Below are 15,122 nucleotides of genomic sequence, written 5' to 3'. Positions count from 1 at the left end.
GCCGGGGTGCGCCACCACGGCTCAGCCGGCCGGGCCGGTCGCGAGTCGGATGTCGGCCGTGTGCGTGCGCCCGCCGCGGTCCATCCACGTCACCCGCACGGTGTCGCCCGGCTGGTGGGCGTCGATGAGCGCGGTCAGCGACGACGCGCCGGCCACGTCCTCGTCGTCCACCGTGCGGATCACGTCGCCCGCGCCGATGCCCGCGCGCTCGGCCGGGCTGCCGGCCAGGACGCCCGAGACCGCGGCGCCGCCCGCCTTGCCGCCGGCGTCGGACGCCGTGACGCCGAGCAGGGCGGTCGGGCCGATGTGGACGGTGTCCGACGACTCGCCGCTGGTGATGCGCCGGGCGATGGCGAGGGCCGCGTTGCTCGGGATGGCGAACCCGACGCCCTGGCCGGTGTCGGTCGACGCGGCGGTGTTGATGCCGATGAGCCGGCCGCCGCGGTCGACGAGCGGGCCGCCGGAGTCGCCCGGCTTGATGTCCGCCGCGACCTGGATGAGGCCGGACAGCCGCTGGGAGCCGCCGCCCTCGGGGTCCTGGGCGGTGATGGTGCGGTTGAGGCCGGTGACCGAGCCGGTGACCGACTCCCCGCCGTTGCCCCCGGCGTTGCCGACCGCCACGATCTCGTCGCCGACCTGGACGCGGCCCGAGTCGGCGACGGCGAGGCGGGTCAGGCCGGAGGCGTTGCCGAGCTGGATGACGGCGATGTCGTGGGTGCGGTCGTAGCCGACGACCGTCGCGGCGAACGAGCGGCCGTTGGCGACGGTCACGGCGCTGATCGCCGTCGCGCCCGCGATGACGTGGTTGTTCGTGAGCACGAGCCCGGTGGAGCCGATGACGACCCCGGTCCCGGCGGCGCGGGCGTTGCGCAGCCCGAGCGTGCTGGTGATATTCACGACGCTGCGGTTGACCGTCGCCACGATCGTCGCCTTGTCCAGCGGCGCGGCCGGGGCCGAGGTGGCCGTCGACGCCTCCGGGGTGGGTGGCAGCGCGTCGCCGGGCGGGGCCGGGACCACCGCGCCGGGCCGCGCGGCGGTCGGTGTGGGGCGCGGGCGGGGGCTGTCCGATCGCGCCTCCAGCGTGGCCACCAGCCCGGCGACGCTGACCAGCGCGGCGAGCCCGACGAGCATGAGGATCCCGACGGCCCACCGCAGCACCGCTCCCCCGCGCCGCAGCGCCCCCCGCGGCCCGGGCGCGGGGCCCCGGCCGGGATCGGGCCACCGGTCGTAGGCGCGCGGCGGGCGGTTCCACTCGGGCGGGCGGGGCGGCGGCACCGGACCGTCGCCCCAGCCGTCCCAGCCCCGCTCCGCCCCGATCACCGAGGTGACCGGCACCGCGGTCACCGGCACCTCGTAGCGCGAAGCCGTCATTCGTCCACCACCGCCCGGGAGTCGGCCATCTACCGGCGACTACGGACGGGGGCGGCCGAAGGTTCGATCGGCCGCGCAACACGATCCGGGCCGGCGGCGGGGCGGTAGAACTGCAGGCATGGACATCGAGTTCGACGGCGAAGTGTGGTTCTGGCGCGGCCCCGCCCCGCACCACTTCGTGACCGTGCCCGCCGCCGAGTGCGCGGCGATCGCCGACCTGGCGCGGATGGTGAGCTACGGCTGGGGGATGATTCCGGTCGCCGTCCGGGTCGGCGGCTCGCAGTGGACCACGTCGATGTTCGCGAAGGACGGCGGGTACATCGTCCCCCTGCGGGCGGCCGTGCGCCGCAGCGAGGGCATCGACGTCGGCGACGTCGTGACCGTCCACCTCAGGATTGGGTTGTAGCGTACAACCCGGAGTCCGAGGGCGAGGGCCCGAACCCGAAGTACGCCGACATGGTCTTCGACGGCCCGGACAACGTCACCGTGACCCCGTGGGGCTCGCTGGTGCTGGCCGAGGACGGCGTGAAGGCCTCGCACGTGCTCAGCGCGATCCCGGGCGGCCCGACCTACGCGATCGCCCGCAACATGCTCAGCGACGGGGCCCGGGCGAACCCGGGCCCCGTCGCGTGTTCGTCATACCGTCTCCGCACGTTCGTCGTACTTCGCCCCGACAATCACGGGGTGTCCGATGATCACTGGCGGCTGCGGCAGCTGGAGCAGTCGCTGTCCGGCGAGGACCCGGAGCTGGCGCGGGCGCTGAGCGACCTGCGCCCGGTGCGGCGCTGGCGCACCCGCATCACGACCGGCGCGCTGCTCTCGGCCGGCTGCGCGCTCCCGGCGAGCCTCATGGCCCACGACGCCACGCTCGCCGTGCTGTCGGCGGGCGCCTTCGGCGTGGCCGCGGGCCTCTGGCAGCCCCTGGACACCTGAGCCCGGCCGAGCCCGGGCGCGCCGCGCAAGCCCGCCGGTTGGGACCCGGTCTGGGCCTTTGGGCCCAGGATCGCGGGGGCGGCGATCACTAGCGTTCCTGACGCAAGTGGTGATCCAACCCCCACGGGAGAATCGATGACCCTGTCCCTCCGGCACCAGCCCCGATCGCGGCTGTTCGTGCTGGCCGGCATCGCGGTGGCGCTCGTCGGCCTGCTCGGCTGGTTCGCCACCGGCCCGCTGCGCTCGGCCAGCGCCGACGCCACGCCCGTGTCCCAGGGCAAGCCGGCGACCGCCTCCTCCAGCGAGGGCCGCTCCTACCCCGCCTCGGCCGCCGTCGACGGCGACACCGGCACCCGCTGGTCCAGCGCGTTCAGCGACCCCCAGTGGCTGCAGGTCGACCTCGGCGCCCCCACCGCGATCGGCAAGGTCGTGCTGCAGTGGGAGCGCGCCTACGGCACCGCATACCAGATCCAGACGTCCTCCGACGGCACCGCCTGGCTCACGGTGTACTCCACGACGACGTCGAAGGGCGGCAAGGAGACGCTGACGGTCAACGGCATGGGCCGCTACGTGCGGCTCTACGGCACCGCGCGCTCCTCGGGCTACGGCTTCTCGCTGTGGGAGTTCCAGGTCTTCGGCACCACCGGCGCCCCGGCCACCGCGACGGTCGGCCCGGTCACCGGCGGCCCCTCCAGCGCCGGCCCGGTCCCGACCGGCGGTGTCACGCCGACGTCCACCGCGACCGCCCAGGCCGGCTGGATCATGGCACCGAACCCCGTCACGAACGTGAAGCCGTCGCACGAGGTACCGCCGAACAAGGGCGGTTTCCACGAGTTCCAGGCGAACTGCTCGGTCAGCCGCGGCAACCTGCAGGACGACCCGATCGTGTTCCCCGGGCTCCCGGGCGCGTCGCACATGCACACCTTCATGGGCAACACCACGACGAACGCGAACACGACCGTCGACTCGCTCGTCGCGGGCTCGACCACGTGCAAGGCCAAGGGCGACCTGTCCGCGTACTGGATGCCGACGCTCTACAACGGTGACGTCGCGGTCAACCCCGAGGGGCTGCAGACCATCTACTACAAGACCGGCGTGCAGGACTACCGCACCGTCCGGCCGTTCCCGAAGGGCCTGCGCTTCGTCGTGGGCAACGCCAAGAACACCGACGCCGACAAGTTCCTCGCCGCGACCGAGAAGGGCTTCGAGTGCGGCGACAGCTACGAGAACAAGAACATCCCGCTGAGCTGCCCGACGGATCGCAGCGTGAAGCTCAACATCCGCTACCAGGCCCCGAGCTGCTGGGACGGGCTGCACCTGGACTCCCCGGACCACCAGTCGCACATGGCCTACCCGATCGACACGCACTCGGCCGCGGGCGTGGTCTGCCCCGACGACCACCCGGTCGCGGTGCCGAAGCTCGAGTTCAAGATGGCCTGGCCGGTCAACGGGGACATGTCGAAGGTGCACTTCGCCAGCGGCGCCGGCCCCACGTTCCACTACGACTTCGTCAACGCGTGGGACGACCGGACCCTCAAGGCGATGATCGACGGGTGCATCGTGGCGGCCCGGCAGTGCGACGCCCAGGGCCACGACGGGCGCGACGACCAGCAGCCCGCGCCGTACGTGCTGAACAACAACTACGTCCTGCCGTAGACCCCGCTGCAAGACACCCCACCGGTAAGACCCGGCGCCGTCGTCCCGCAGGGACGGCGGCGCCGTGGCGTATTGTCGGGCGCGGGTCGCCGGAGGGACGAGGAGCACGCGTGACTGACGGCGGCTTGCCGACGCGCCGACCGCGGCAGTGGATCGGGGTCACGGCCGTGGCCGTCGGCATCGCGGGCGCGGCCGTCGCCGTCCCGCCCCTGATCGCCCCGGGCCACGATCGGGCCGAGCCGCGGCAGAGCCGCACGCCGCAGACGGTCGCCAGCGGGTTCCAGCCCGGCCTGAGCCCGGGCGCGAGCCCGAGCCTCGGTGCGGGCCCGAGCCCGGGCGCGAGTCCCGGCCCCGGCGCCTCCCCGACGCCCGGGTTCGCGCCGATCAGCATCCAGGCCGAGGATCCCGCGAACACGCTCACCGGCGGCGCCTCCGCGACCGCGTGCGGCACCTGCCGGGGCGGCCGGCGGGTGCGGTACATGTGCGCCGAGTGCACCCTCGTGGTGCGCGTCACGCTGCCGAGCGCCGGCACCCGGACCGTGACCGTGTACTACGAGGCCGACGGGAACCGGGCGCTGAAGGTCCGCATCGGCACCGCCGCCCCGCGCGTGTTCCCGGTGACCGGCCCGGACTGGTCGGTCCCGCAGTCGCTGCGGTTCACGGCGAACCTGCCCGCCGGGGAGGTCCGGCTGACGCTGTTCAACGACGAGTCACCGGCGCCGGACCTCGACGAGATCGTGATCGCCTGACTTAGGTTTCGCTTAACTGCGGCGCAAATCCGCAAGCCCCCGCTGCGCGTGCGGGCCGGCGCCCAGTAGCGTCCCTGCCGTGGTGAACACCGACCGTGCGGTGGCCGCGGCGGCGCTGGCCCGGGCCGTGCTCGTCGGCCGCGCGCTCGCGACGGTGATCGCGGCCGCGGCCGGGTTGCTGCTGGTGAGCGACCGGTGGCGGCTCGTCGAGGTGCTGGCGCTGGTGGCCGTGGGCACCGGCGTCCAGCTGGGCCTGCTCGCCCGCTGGCCCCGGCTCGCCGCGCGGCCGGTCACCGCCGTCGCCGCCGACGCGGTCCTCGTGCTCGCCGTGCTGGCCCTGAGCCGGGGCGGCATCGCGTACTTCTGCTTCGCCGCCGGCGCCGGCGCCCTGGCCGGGGTGCTGCTCGGGCTGCGGGCGGTGCCGGTGTGGATCCTGCACGCGGCGCTGGGCTTCGCCGTCATCGGCCGCGTGCTGCACCGCCTCGACCCGCCCGCCGAGATGGCCGCGTTCGTCGTCGCCCTGCCGGTCGCCGGTGCCCTCGCGGGCCTGGGCGCGTCGGTGCTGACCTCGGCGCTGACCCGCTACCTGGAGCTGTCGCGCAGCCTCGTCGACGCCGCCCAGCGCTCCGCGGCCGCGTCCGAGCGGGCCCGCCTCGCCCGCGAGCTGCACGACTCGGTGAGCAAGACGCTGCGGGGCGTGTCCCTGGCCGCCCTCGCGCTGCCGACCTCGCTGCGCCGCCAGCCGGCCCTGGCCGAGCAGCTCGCCGGCACCGTCGCCGCGGGCGCGACCGCCGCCGCCCGGCAGGCCCGCGAGCTGCTCGAGCAGATGCGCCTGGACGTGCCCGACCGCGACTTCGCCACCAGCGTGCGCGAGCTGTGCGACGCCTGGAGCGCGGCCTGCGGGGTGCCGGTGCGCGCGATCCTGGAGCCCGTCGATCCGCCGATTCCGGTGTCGTACGAGCTCATCCGCATCCTGCGCGAAGCCCTCGCGAACATCGCCAACCACGCCCTCGCCCGCCGCGTGGTCGTCCGGCTGGCCCCGACCCGGCGCGGGGTGCTCCTGGAGATCTCCGACGACGGCCAGGGCTTCGCCGTGCCGCGCGACCTCAGCCGCCTGCAGACCGCCGGGCACTTCGGCATCGTGGGCATGACCGAGCGGGCCCGCAACGCCGGCGGCGACCTGCACGTGGACTCGGCGCCCGGGGCCGGCACCACGATCACGGTCCGCGTCGCCCTCGGCGCCTCGGTCGGTGCCGCGTGACGTGGCCGAGCGCGCCGCACATCGGGGTGCTCATCGTGGACGACAACCCGATCGTGCGCGGCGCGCTGCGGGGCATCCTCGACACCGGCGACGGGGTGCGGGTGCTCGGCGAGGCGTCCAACGGGCGCGAGGGGATCGCCGCGGCCCGGCGCCTGCGGCCGAGCGTGACGCTGCTCGACCACCGCATGCCGATCGCGGACGGGTTGTCGGTCATCGCCACGATCGCGCAGTACAGCAGCGTCCTCGTGCTCACCAGCGACGACGACGCCGAGCTCATCGCGGGCATGCTGCACCAGGGCGCCCGCGGCTATCTCGTGCACGGCGAGTTCGACCCGGCCGAGCTGCTGCGCGCGGTGCGCGAGGTCGCCGGCGGGCGGGGCTGGCTGTCGCCGGTCGCCGCCTCCGTCGCCGCGTCGATGGTCCGCGACCAGCAGGCCCGCGAACGCAGCCGGCACCAGCAGACCGAGCGCCGCGCCGAGGCCCGCCGCCACTTCGGCCTGACCGAGCGCGAGGAGGACGTGATGCGGCTGCTCTGCGAGGGCCTGTCCAACGCCTCGATCGCGCACCGGCTGCGCCTGACCGAGAAGACCGTGAAGAACCACCTGAACCACGTCTTCGCCAAGCTGCAGGTGCGCAGCCGCACCGAGGCCGTGATCCGCTGGACCGCCATCCGCTAGCGCCCGGGCGCGGCTGCCGGGTCGCGATCGCGGCGGCCTAGGGTGTCACCATGATCGAGGTTGGCGCGCTCGACGATGGCGACCGGGCCGCGTGGCAGGAGCTCTTCGCCGGGTACAACGCGTTCTACGGCCGCACCTGGCCCGACGAGCGCTACGACCGGGCCTGGGCCGACTTCCGCCGCGGCGAGCGCGTCCACGCGCTGGTGGCGCGGCTGGACGGGCGCGCCGTCGGGCTCGCGCACTTCCTGTTCCACCCCAGCACGACCGCCGGCGACGTCTGCTACCTGCAGGACCTCTTCACCGCGGCCGAGGTGCGGGGCCGCGGCGTCGCCCGGGCGCTCATCGCCGCCGTCGCCGAGGCGTCACGCGGACGCCGGTGCGAGCGCGTCTACTGGCACACCCGCGAGGACAACGCGACCGCGCGGCGGCTCTACGACCGGGTGGCCGAGCATCGGGGCTTCATCCAGTACGTCATGCCGCTCACGCCCGGATGACGTGCCCGGCCCGGGGCGGCGTGCGCCCGGCGGCGACCTCGAGCCAGGCCTCCCGCAGCGCCTCGGGCCCGTGCCCCGTCCGGACGTCGACCCAGCCCCCGGCCGCGGCCGCGAACCGCTCCCAGGCCTCGGCGAAGCGCGCGTCGAGGCCGTCGCGGCCCCAGTCGCCGGAGCGCTTGCGCATCCGGGCCGGGGCGAAGAACACCTCGCCGGCCGCGAGCGCGTTCGGGGACTGGGTGGTGAGCCCGACCGCGATGTCGCGCACGAGCCGCTCGCCCAGGTGGGCCCGCAGCGCCTCCCGCGTCGCCGCCGCGCCGGACAGGTCCAGATACGCCGTCGGTACCACCGGCAGCGCCCCGACCTCGTCGTAGGACAGCACCTCGTCGTAGCAGCCGAGCGCCTCGGTGAACGCGACGTTGGCGGGCGAGGTGAGCCCCGTGACGCGGGGGCCGCGCCCGCGCAGCTCGAACGCGGCGGCGTACGCCGTCTTGCTCGACGCCGAGGACAGCACGACGCGCTCGGCCCCGTAGGCGTCGTGGTCGAGCACCTGGTCGGCGAGCATGAACGAGGTGAAGAACAGCGGCCGGAAGAGCACCAGCAGGTCCTCGCGATCGGCCCGGTAGGCGGCGTCGCCGGTGGTGAGCCGGTAGGCGTTGTACGGCGAGGGGAGCTGCGCCCGGTGCTCGCTCGTGTCCCGGAACCCGGTCCCGTCGATCCGCCCCGGCCGCACGACGAGGTGCCCGGCGGGCGGGAGGTAGCCGTAGACGCGCGATCCGGGGTGCACGTGCGGTACAGCCGAGTCGACCACCTCGGCGAAACCCCACAGCGGCACCAGCCCCCACCGCGGCGCCAGCCCGAACGCGGCGGGCGGGAAGAACTCCCAGTAGCGCATGGCGTCGCCGAGCACCGCATAGGTCACGTTGTTCGCGGTGACCCCGACCCGGTCGACGCGCAGCACCGCCTCGCCGTCCCCGGCCCGGGGCGCGGCGACCTCCTCGACGGTCGTGACGCCCAACCGCTGCCGATCGACCCCGAACACCCACATGGCACACATCTTGCACTCCTCGTGCATCTTGATTCAAGCCCGCCCGCCCGATCCCCACAGGGTGACGCTGCCCACGGCCGGGGGCGATCGGCGCGGTCCTCGGCGGGGGCGTTCCTTGGCTACGCTCGGTCGCATGGGCAGTGACCAGGAGGACGGATACACGCCACGGTCCCGGGTGGGGGCCGTGTTCGTCGCGCTGCTGGCCGGCGACGAGGACGCCGCGGCACGGGCGGCGGAGCAGCCGCCGGACGAGCACGACGCGCCGGTGCTGCGGGCCGCGATCCGCCTCGCCGTGCGCAGCCTCTTCGACGAGGACACGCCGCGCGACTCGGTGGCCGAGTTCGCGGCCACGATGGCGCAGGACGTGGAGGTCGACCCCGCGGTGGGCGAGGCCCTGCTGCGCACGCAGCTCGGCGAGGAGGGGCTGCTGGAGCCGTATTCGGAGCAGGACGTCTCCGACGCGACGTGGTCGACGCTGGGCTACCTGTGCGAGCGGCGCCTCGGCCCCGAGGATTCCCTGGAGCTCGTCGCCCAGGCCGAGCGCGAGGCCCTCCCCGAGGCCTAGCCCCCTGTCACGGGGGCGGCTTCTGCAACCGCCTTGCACCCCGCACGGGCGCCCCGTGCTCCCCGGCCGGCGCACGATCGGAGTAGGGACGTCTCACGAGGGGGTACGGCATGTTCGAGCCGGCCGGCGGGCACAACGGATATGTCGTGGCGGTCGACGACGACGAGGACCTGCGCGAGCTCATGGCCACGCAGCTGCGCAACGGCGGCTACGAGGTCGCGACCGCGCCGGACGGGCCGTCGGCGATCGCCCTGATCCAGCGGCGCCCGCCGGACGCGGTCGTGCTGGACGTGTCCATGCCCGGCATGTCGGGCGTCGAGGTGTGCCGCACCCTGCGCATGATCTCCACGACGATGGCGGTGCCGATCATCATGCTCACCGCCCGCACCCAGGTGAACTTCGAGACCGAGGGCCGCATGGCGGGCGCCGACGCCTACCTGACGAAGCCGTACTCGGCCCGCACGCTGCTGTCGAGCCTCGAGGACCTGCTCCTGTCGTGAGCTAGCCGGCCGCGTCGGCGACGACGGCGCCGCGCAGGCGGTCCAGGGCGTCCTGGCGGGCCCCGGCCAGGGCGGGCTCCCGCCGCAGCACGGCCGCCTCGACCGGGACCGTGCGCGGCAGCCCGGCCACCGCCTCCCGCACCGGGGCGAGCACGGCCGGGCCCCACGGGCCGCCCAGCACGATCAGGCCGGGGTCGGCCAGGGCGACGATCGCGGCCACCACTCCCGCGACCGCCCGGGCCACCAGGTGCCGGTCGGACGACCGGGCCATCGCGGCCAGCAGGGCGTCGGGGTCGATCGCGGTGGAGCCGGGCCGGCGCACCCCCAGCGCGCCGAAGACCTCGATGAACGGCACCGCGCGGCCGCCGGGGCCGACGGTGAGCAGGTGCGCGATCTCCCCCGCCAGGCCGCCGCGGCCGCGGGTCACCGCGCCGCCGCCGACGGTCGCGCAGCCCAGGCCCTCGCCCAGGTACAGGTACGCGAAGTCGTCCCCGGCATGCTCCCGCTCGGCCCGCGCGGCCCAGTTCACGTCGTTGTCGACCGTCACGGGCCCGGCGACGTGCCCGGCGAGCACCCCCACCGGATCGAGCTCGCCCACCAGGAACGGCGAGTCCGGCAGGTGCACGAGCCGGCCGCTCGCCCGGTCGACGGGATCGGCCGCGCTGACCACGGCCAGGCGCGGGCGGGCCCCGCCCGGTGAGCAGGCAGCGCCCGGCGGCGGAGGGACGCCCGGTGAGCAGGCAGCGCCCGGCGAGGAGGCGGCGCCCGGCGAGGAGGCGGCGGCCAGCGAGGAGGCGGCGGCCGCGAGCGCGGCGGCGACCGAGGACGGCGACGCCGGGCGGTCGAGCGGGTGCGCGGTCCGGGCGATCGTCTCGCCGTAGGCGTCGAGCAGCTCCCCCGTGATGCCCGCCGGGGCGATCGAGACCGCGAGCGCCGTGCCGGCCGCGGGCGACAGGGCGTAGTAGGAGCCGACCCGGCCCCGGCCCCGGCCGCCGGGGGTGCGCTCGCCGGTGTCGGCGACCAGGCCACGCTCCTGCAGCCGGCGCACGCTCTCCCCGGCCGTGGGCTTCGAGATGCCCGTCTCGGCGGCCAGTTCGGCCCGCGTCAGCCGCCGGTGCCGCATGAGGGCCCGCAGCACCCGCTCGTCGGTCAGCGCGCGCACCAGGTCCAGCGACGGTGACGACGACGGCGCGGGGTCCATGTGCCAATGCTAGGCAGGAGCCTTGCCTGGAACACCGTGGGGCGCGTACCGTCGCTTTACAAATAAGGAGACCTGACTAGAAGGAGTCCGCCGTGCCCGCACCCGCGCTGCCGCACTGGGAGGAGACCCCGGCCGACCTGCCGGGCGCGATCCGCGAGATCAAGCAGGCCATCCGCGCTCGCATCGCGGCCTCCGGGCGCACGGTCGAGGAGGTGTTCGCCGTCCTCGAGCGGCGCATCGAGGCCGAGGTCGAGCAGATCGAGGCCGCGCTCAGCAACGGCGAGCAGGTGTGGCCCGTGATCGACTACGCGGACATCGCCGCCGGCACCGTGCCGGCGCAGCAGCTCGAGCTGCTCAAGCGGCGCGGGTGCCTCGTCGTGCGGGGGCACTTCGAGCGGGAGCAGGCGCTCGGATGGGACCGCGGCATCGTCGAGTACGTCGAGCGCAACGCGTTCTTCGAGCACTACCGCGGGCCCGGGGACGACTTCTTCGGCACCGTCGGGTCGCGGCCCGAGATCTACCCGATCTACTGGTCGCCGGCGCAGATGCAGGCGCGGCAGAGCGAGCGGATGGCGACCGTGCAGGCGCTGCTCAACCGGCAGTGGAAGTACGACTCGCAGGGCCGGGTGTGGTTCGACCCCGACCGCGACTCGCTCTACCCCGACCGGATCCGGCGGCGGCCCGAGGGCGCGGACTCGGGCGGGCTGGGCACGCACCTCGACCCGGGCACGCTCGACCTGTGGATGACGGAGGCGTACCAGCGCGCGTTCCGGCACCTCTTCGACGGCAGCGTCGAGGAGTACGACCCGTGGGACGCGGCCTACCGCACCGACGGGCCGCAGTACCCGGGCTCGACGATGTGCTCGGCCTTCCGCACGTTCCAGGGCTGGACGGCGCTGTCCGACATGGACCACGACCAGGGCGTGCTGCACACGGTGCCGATCCCGTCGGCGATGGCGTACCTCATGCTGCGCCCCCTGCTCGCCGACGTCCCCGAGGACGACATGTGCGGGGTCACCGTCAACCAGGTGTTCCCCGCCTCCGAGCGCTGGCACGCGCTGCTCCTGCGCGCGCAGGCCGGCATCCCCGACGTCCGGGCCGGCGACTCGGTGTGGTGGCACTGCGACATGATCCACAGCGTGGCGCCGGTGCGGAACCAGCGCGGCTGGGGCAACGTCATGTACATCCCCGCGGCCCCCTGGTGCGGGCGCAACGAGCGCTACGCGGCGAGCGTCCGCGACGCGTTCGCGACCGGCTCCAGCCCGAGCGACTTCCCCGAGGAGCACTACGAGCGCGCCTGGCCGGACCGCTTCGCGCCGCGGCAGCTCAACGCTACCGGCCGTCGCGGCCTGGGCCTGCCGGACTGACCGGAGTCCCGGCGGATCGAGGGGCACAAACCGGCACGCAACCGCCCAAGCTGCGAGACATCCCGGCCCGGGTTACGCTGCCCTCCTCATGAATGGTGACAGGCGTTCCGGTTCGGGGCTGACGATCACGGCCGGCACGGGGCCCGACGGTGTCGTGCTGTCGGTGGCGGGCGCCCTCGACTACACCTCGATCGAGCGCTTCGGCGAGGCCGTGACCGGCGCGTTCGAGTCGGGCACGGACACGCTGACCGCCGACCTGAGCGGCCTGGCCTACTGTGACTCCTCCGGCGTGGCGGCCCTGGTCCGCGCGCACAAGCACGCGGTGCGCGAGGGCCGCCGCTTCGTGGTCCGCGCCCCGAACACGACCCTGTCCCGCGTCTTCGCCCTGACCGGCCTCGACGCGATCCTCACCATCGAGAGCTGAGGCCGTCAGGACGGCAGGCGCGCGGTGTCCATCCAGAACTGGTTGATCTGGCGCACCACGTCCACGAACTCGTCGTAGCCGGACGGCTTCGTGATGTACGCGTTCGAGTGCGCCCCGTAGCAGGCGACCACGTCCTCGACCGCGCTCGACGTCGTCAGCACCACCACGGGGATGCTCGCCACCGCCGCGTCCGACTTGACCTGCCGCAGCACCTGCCGGCCGTCCACGCGGGGCAGGTTCAGGTCGAGCAGGATGAAGTCCGGGCGCGGCGCCGAGGCGTGGCGGCCGCGCCGGTAGAGGAAGTCGAGCGCCTCCTGGCCGTCCCGCGCCACGTGCAGGTCGCTGGAGAGCGCGTCGTCCTCGAAGGCCTCCCGCGCCATGAGCTCGTCGCCGGGGTCGTCCTCGACGAGGAGGATGGTCGCGGCGCGGTCGGCGTTCGGCATGGCGGCGGGTCCTTTCACCGAGCGGGGTCGGCCGAACTGTACGGCAAACCCGGACCCGTTGCCCAGCGGAAAACTCTATCCGCGCGGTAGGGGAAAGGACCCGCCGGACGGGATGTGACCCGGGTCCCTGCCCGGCCGGGGGCCGCATGGTGTCGAATCAGCGGCATGAGCAGCGAGCCCCACCTGAGCGTCCGCGGCGCCGCCGACCCCCGCGTGCTGGTCCTGCTCCTGCCCGGGGGCGACGCGGACAGCACGGCCGGGGCCCGGCGCTACGGGGTCGCCTACCTGCGGATGCTCCCGTTCGGCCGGGCGGTGGCGGGGCCGGGCGTGACCGTGTGGCGGTTGCGGTACCGGCTGCGGGGCTGGAACGAGCCCCGGCGGCACCCGGTCGCCGACGCCCGCTGGGCCCTGGCCGAGGCCGCCCGCCGCCACCCGGGGGTGCCGGTGGTGCTGGTCGGGCACTCGATGGGCGGCCGGGTGGCGCTGCACGTGGCGGCCGAGCCGGGCGTCGGCGGCATCTGCGCGCTCGCCCCCTGGATCGAGCCGCCCGACCAGGACCTGCCCGTGCCGGCGGACCGGCCGCTGCTCATCGCGCACGGCGACCGCGACCGGATCACCGACCCGGCCGCGTCGCGCCGGTTCACGGCCGCGCACGGCGCCCGGTTCGTCCCGGTGCCGGGCGGCGGGCACACGATGCTGCGGCACTGGCGCACCTGGAACCGGATCGTGCGTGAGTTCGTCAACCCCTGGAGCCGGCCCCGAAGCGCAGACCGTCGATGAGCAGGTCGACCATGTACCGGTCGGCGTCCGGGTGCACGCCGGTGCACAGGCGCGAGATGGCGTGCAGGACGTGCATGGGCTCGGCGTCGGCCCGCACCTCGCCCGCCTCGGCCGCGGCGGCCAGCAGCCCGGTGAGGGCCGGCTCGAAGCGCTCGCGGAAGTACAGCGGCAGCGGCTCGAACGCCGGGTTGCCGGAGTGCAGGGCCGCGTAGAGGCCGCGCTTGGCGCTCACGAACCCGGTGTAGCGGTGCAGCCACCGCACCAGGGCCTCCAGCGGCGGGTGCTCGGCGGCGAGGACCGCCGCGGTGTCGGCGCACGCGTCGACCTCGTGCCGGAAGACCGCCGTCACCAGGTCGGAGCGCTCCGGGAAGTGGCGGTAGAAGGTGGCCAGGCCGACCCCGGCCCGGGTCGCGATCTCGCGCACCGGCGCGTCGACGCCGGAGGTTTTGAAGACCTCGCGGGCCGCCTCGACCAGGGCGTCGAAGTTGCGCTGGGCGTCGGCGCGCACGCGCTTGCCGGGTGTCGGTTGCATAAGTGAGAAGACGTTCCGTATCGTAGTAACTGATAAAGCGTTCCGGTTTGCTCATCGTACGCAAGGAGGCGCAGCATGCGCTACCGCACGCTCGGCCGCACCGGCATCCAGGTCAGCCCCTACTGCCTGGGCGCCATGATGTTCGGCGCCATCGGCAACCCCGACCACGAGGACTCGGTCCGAATCATCCACCGGGCGCTGGACGCGGGCATCAACTGCATCGACACCGCCGACGTGTACTCCCGCGGCGAGTCCGAGGAGATCGTGGGCAAGGCGCTACGGGGCCGGCGCGAGGACGTCGTGCTCGCCACCAAGGTCAACGGGGCCATGGGCGACGACCCGAACCGGCGCGGCACCTCACGCCGCTGGATCATGGCCGAGGTCGAGCACTCGCTGCGGCGGCTGGGGACCGACTACATCGACCTCTACCAGGTGCACCGCCTCGACCCGACCGTCGACATCGAGGAGACGCTGTCCGCGCTCACCGATCTCGTGCGCAGCGGCAAGGTCCGGGCGATCGGCTCCTCGACGTTCCCGGCCTCCGCGATCGTCGAGGCGCAGTGGGCGGCCGAGCGGCGGGGGCTGGAGCGGTACCGCACCGAGCAGCCGCCGTACTCCATCCTCGACCGCGGCATCGAGCGCGAGATCCTGCCCGTCGCCCAGCGCTACGGCATGGGCACGCTGGTCTGGAGCCCCCTGGCCCAGGGCATGCTCACGGGGAGGTTCCGCAAGGGGCAGCAGGCCGGCACCCACCGCGGCAACCTGCCGTTCGAGCACTACCGCGACGAGCGCCGCCTCGACGCCGTCGAGCGGCTGGTGCCGATCGCCGAGCAGGCCGGGATGTCGCTGACGCACCTCGCGATGGCCTTCGCCGTCGCCCACCCCGGCGTCACCTCGGCCATCATCGGCCCGCGCACCATGGAGCAGCTCGACGACCTGCTCGCCGGGGCGGAGATCGCCCTCGACGACGCGATCCTGGACGAGATCGACGCGATCGTCGCGCCCGGCACCGACGTGGGCCGCCTCGACATGGCCTACAACCCGCCGGAACTGCAGCAGACCGCGCTGCGCCGCCGCCCGGCGGGCGACCGCGCGGCCGCCTAGGCGCCGGTGGCCCTGCCCTC

18 protein-coding genes are annotated in these 15,122 nt (G+C 74.5%); 13 read left to right on the top strand and 5 right to left on the bottom strand.

The features are described 5' to 3' along the window. Positions 1–21 precede the first annotated feature (21 nt). The gene (locus tag ACQP1P_RS17245; RefSeq protein WP_433087685.1) at positions 22–1,371 is read right to left on the bottom strand and encodes a S1C family serine protease; all 1,350 of its coding nucleotides are present in this window, start codon (positions 1,369–1,371) and stop codon (positions 22–24) included. Positions 1,372–1,489: 118 nt separating this feature from the next. On the opposite strand from ACQP1P_RS17245, the gene ACQP1P_RS17240 reads away from it, so the two are divergent. From ACQP1P_RS17240 to ACQP1P_RS17210, 7 genes are all read left to right on the top strand, one after another. Then, positions 1,490–1,777 carry a DUF1905 domain-containing protein gene (locus tag ACQP1P_RS17240; protein ID WP_433087684.1) on the top strand — a complete coding sequence of 96 codons (288 nt, stop codon included), beginning with the start codon at positions 1,490–1,492 and terminating at the stop codon, positions 1,775–1,777. Between the two features lie 50 nt (positions 1,778–1,827). Then, positions 1,828–2,304, top strand: a complete 477-nt coding sequence (locus tag ACQP1P_RS17235) for a DUF3040 domain-containing protein (protein ID WP_433087683.1) — start codon at positions 1,828–1,830, stop codon at positions 2,302–2,304. A gap of 135 nt (positions 2,305–2,439) precedes the next feature. Next, a complete protein-coding gene (locus ACQP1P_RS17230; protein WP_433087682.1) occupies positions 2,440–3,960 on the top strand; it encodes a DUF1996 domain-containing protein in 1,521 nt (506 codons plus the stop codon). A 110-nt stretch (positions 3,961–4,070) separates the two neighbouring features. Continuing rightward, a complete protein-coding gene (locus ACQP1P_RS17225) occupies positions 4,071–4,709 on the top strand; it encodes a hypothetical protein (protein ID WP_433087681.1) in 639 nt (212 codons plus the stop codon). Positions 4,710–4,788: 79 nt separating this feature from the next. After that, positions 4,789–5,970, top strand: a complete 1,182-nt coding sequence (locus ACQP1P_RS17220) for a sensor histidine kinase (RefSeq protein WP_433087680.1) — start codon at positions 4,789–4,791, stop codon at positions 5,968–5,970. Further along, the gene (locus ACQP1P_RS17215) at positions 5,967–6,647 is read left to right on the top strand and encodes a LuxR C-terminal-related transcriptional regulator (RefSeq protein WP_433087679.1); all 681 of its coding nucleotides are present in this window, start codon (positions 5,967–5,969) and stop codon (positions 6,645–6,647) included. The genes ACQP1P_RS17220 and ACQP1P_RS17215 overlap by 4 nt, the downstream gene beginning before the upstream one ends. 50 nt (positions 6,648–6,697) lie before the next feature. Then, positions 6,698–7,141, top strand: a complete 444-nt coding sequence (locus tag ACQP1P_RS17210) for a GNAT family N-acetyltransferase (RefSeq protein ID WP_433087678.1) — start codon at positions 6,698–6,700, stop codon at positions 7,139–7,141. On the opposite strand, the gene ACQP1P_RS17205 is transcribed toward ACQP1P_RS17210, so the two are convergent. After that, positions 7,128–8,186 (bottom strand): DUF2855 family protein, encoded by a 1,059-nt coding sequence (locus tag ACQP1P_RS17205; RefSeq protein ID WP_433087677.1) that lies wholly within the window; start codon positions 8,184–8,186, stop codon positions 7,128–7,130. The genes ACQP1P_RS17210 and ACQP1P_RS17205 overlap by 14 nt on opposite strands. A 133-nt stretch (positions 8,187–8,319) precedes the next feature. Here ACQP1P_RS17205 and ACQP1P_RS17200 point away from each other — a divergent pair, with 133 nt between their 5' ends. Both ACQP1P_RS17200 and ACQP1P_RS17195 read left to right on the top strand, forming a co-directional pair. Continuing rightward, the gene (locus ACQP1P_RS17200; protein ID WP_433087676.1) at positions 8,320–8,751 is read left to right on the top strand and encodes a hypothetical protein; all 432 of its coding nucleotides are present in this window, start codon (positions 8,320–8,322) and stop codon (positions 8,749–8,751) included. Positions 8,752–8,861: 110 nt separating this feature from the next. Beyond that, positions 8,862–9,251, top strand: coding sequence for a response regulator (locus tag ACQP1P_RS17195; RefSeq protein ID WP_433087675.1), 390 nt, complete (start codon positions 8,862–8,864; stop codon positions 9,249–9,251). 1 nt (position 9,252) lies between these two features. On the opposite strand, the gene ACQP1P_RS17190 is transcribed toward ACQP1P_RS17195, so the two are convergent. Next, entirely contained in the window at positions 9,253–10,452 is a 1,200-nt protein-coding gene (locus tag ACQP1P_RS17190; protein WP_433087674.1) for an ROK family protein, read from the bottom strand. A gap of 92 nt (positions 10,453–10,544) precedes the next feature. On the opposite strand from ACQP1P_RS17190, the gene ACQP1P_RS17185 reads away from it, so the two are divergent. After that, entirely contained in the window at positions 10,545–11,819 is a 1,275-nt protein-coding gene (locus ACQP1P_RS17185) for a YbiU family protein (RefSeq protein ID WP_433087673.1), read from the top strand. An 88-nt stretch (positions 11,820–11,907) separates the two neighbouring features. After that, the gene (locus tag ACQP1P_RS17180; RefSeq protein WP_433087672.1) at positions 11,908–12,243 is read left to right on the top strand and encodes an STAS domain-containing protein; all 336 of its coding nucleotides are present in this window, start codon (positions 11,908–11,910) and stop codon (positions 12,241–12,243) included. Positions 12,244–12,248: 5 nt separating this feature from the next. Here the strand turns inward: ACQP1P_RS17180 and ACQP1P_RS17175 are convergent, their stop codons facing one another. Next, positions 12,249–12,686 carry a response regulator gene (locus ACQP1P_RS17175; protein ID WP_433087671.1) on the bottom strand — a complete coding sequence of 146 codons (438 nt, stop codon included), beginning with the start codon at positions 12,684–12,686 and terminating at the stop codon, positions 12,249–12,251. Positions 12,687–12,851: 165 nt separating this feature from the next. Here ACQP1P_RS17175 and ACQP1P_RS17170 point away from each other — a divergent pair, with 165 nt between their 5' ends. Next, positions 12,852–13,466, top strand: coding sequence for an alpha/beta hydrolase (locus tag ACQP1P_RS17170; protein ID WP_433087670.1), 615 nt, complete (start codon positions 12,852–12,854; stop codon positions 13,464–13,466). On the opposite strand, the gene ACQP1P_RS17165 is transcribed toward ACQP1P_RS17170, so the two are convergent. Then, positions 13,426–13,998: a TetR/AcrR family transcriptional regulator gene (locus ACQP1P_RS17165; protein ID WP_433087669.1), complete on the bottom strand. Its 573-nt coding sequence runs from the start codon at positions 13,996–13,998 to the stop codon at positions 13,426–13,428. The genes ACQP1P_RS17170 and ACQP1P_RS17165 overlap by 41 nt on opposite strands. Before the next feature lie 75 nt (positions 13,999–14,073). On the opposite strand from ACQP1P_RS17165, the gene ACQP1P_RS17160 reads away from it, so the two are divergent. Then, complete coding sequence (locus tag ACQP1P_RS17160; RefSeq protein ID WP_433087668.1) at positions 14,074–15,102, top strand: aldo/keto reductase; 1,029 nt, start codon at positions 14,074–14,076, stop codon at positions 15,100–15,102. Positions 15,103–15,122: the final 20 nt, after the last annotated feature.

Origin of the sequence: Dactylosporangium sp. CA-052675 (genome assembly GCF_050947935.1) — a bacterium.
Taxonomy (GTDB): Bacteria; Actinomycetota; Actinomycetes; order Mycobacteriales; family Micromonosporaceae; genus Dactylosporangium.
The sequence above is the reverse complement of the archived record's forward strand: the minus strand, read 5'-3'. Positions and strand labels throughout refer to the sequence as shown.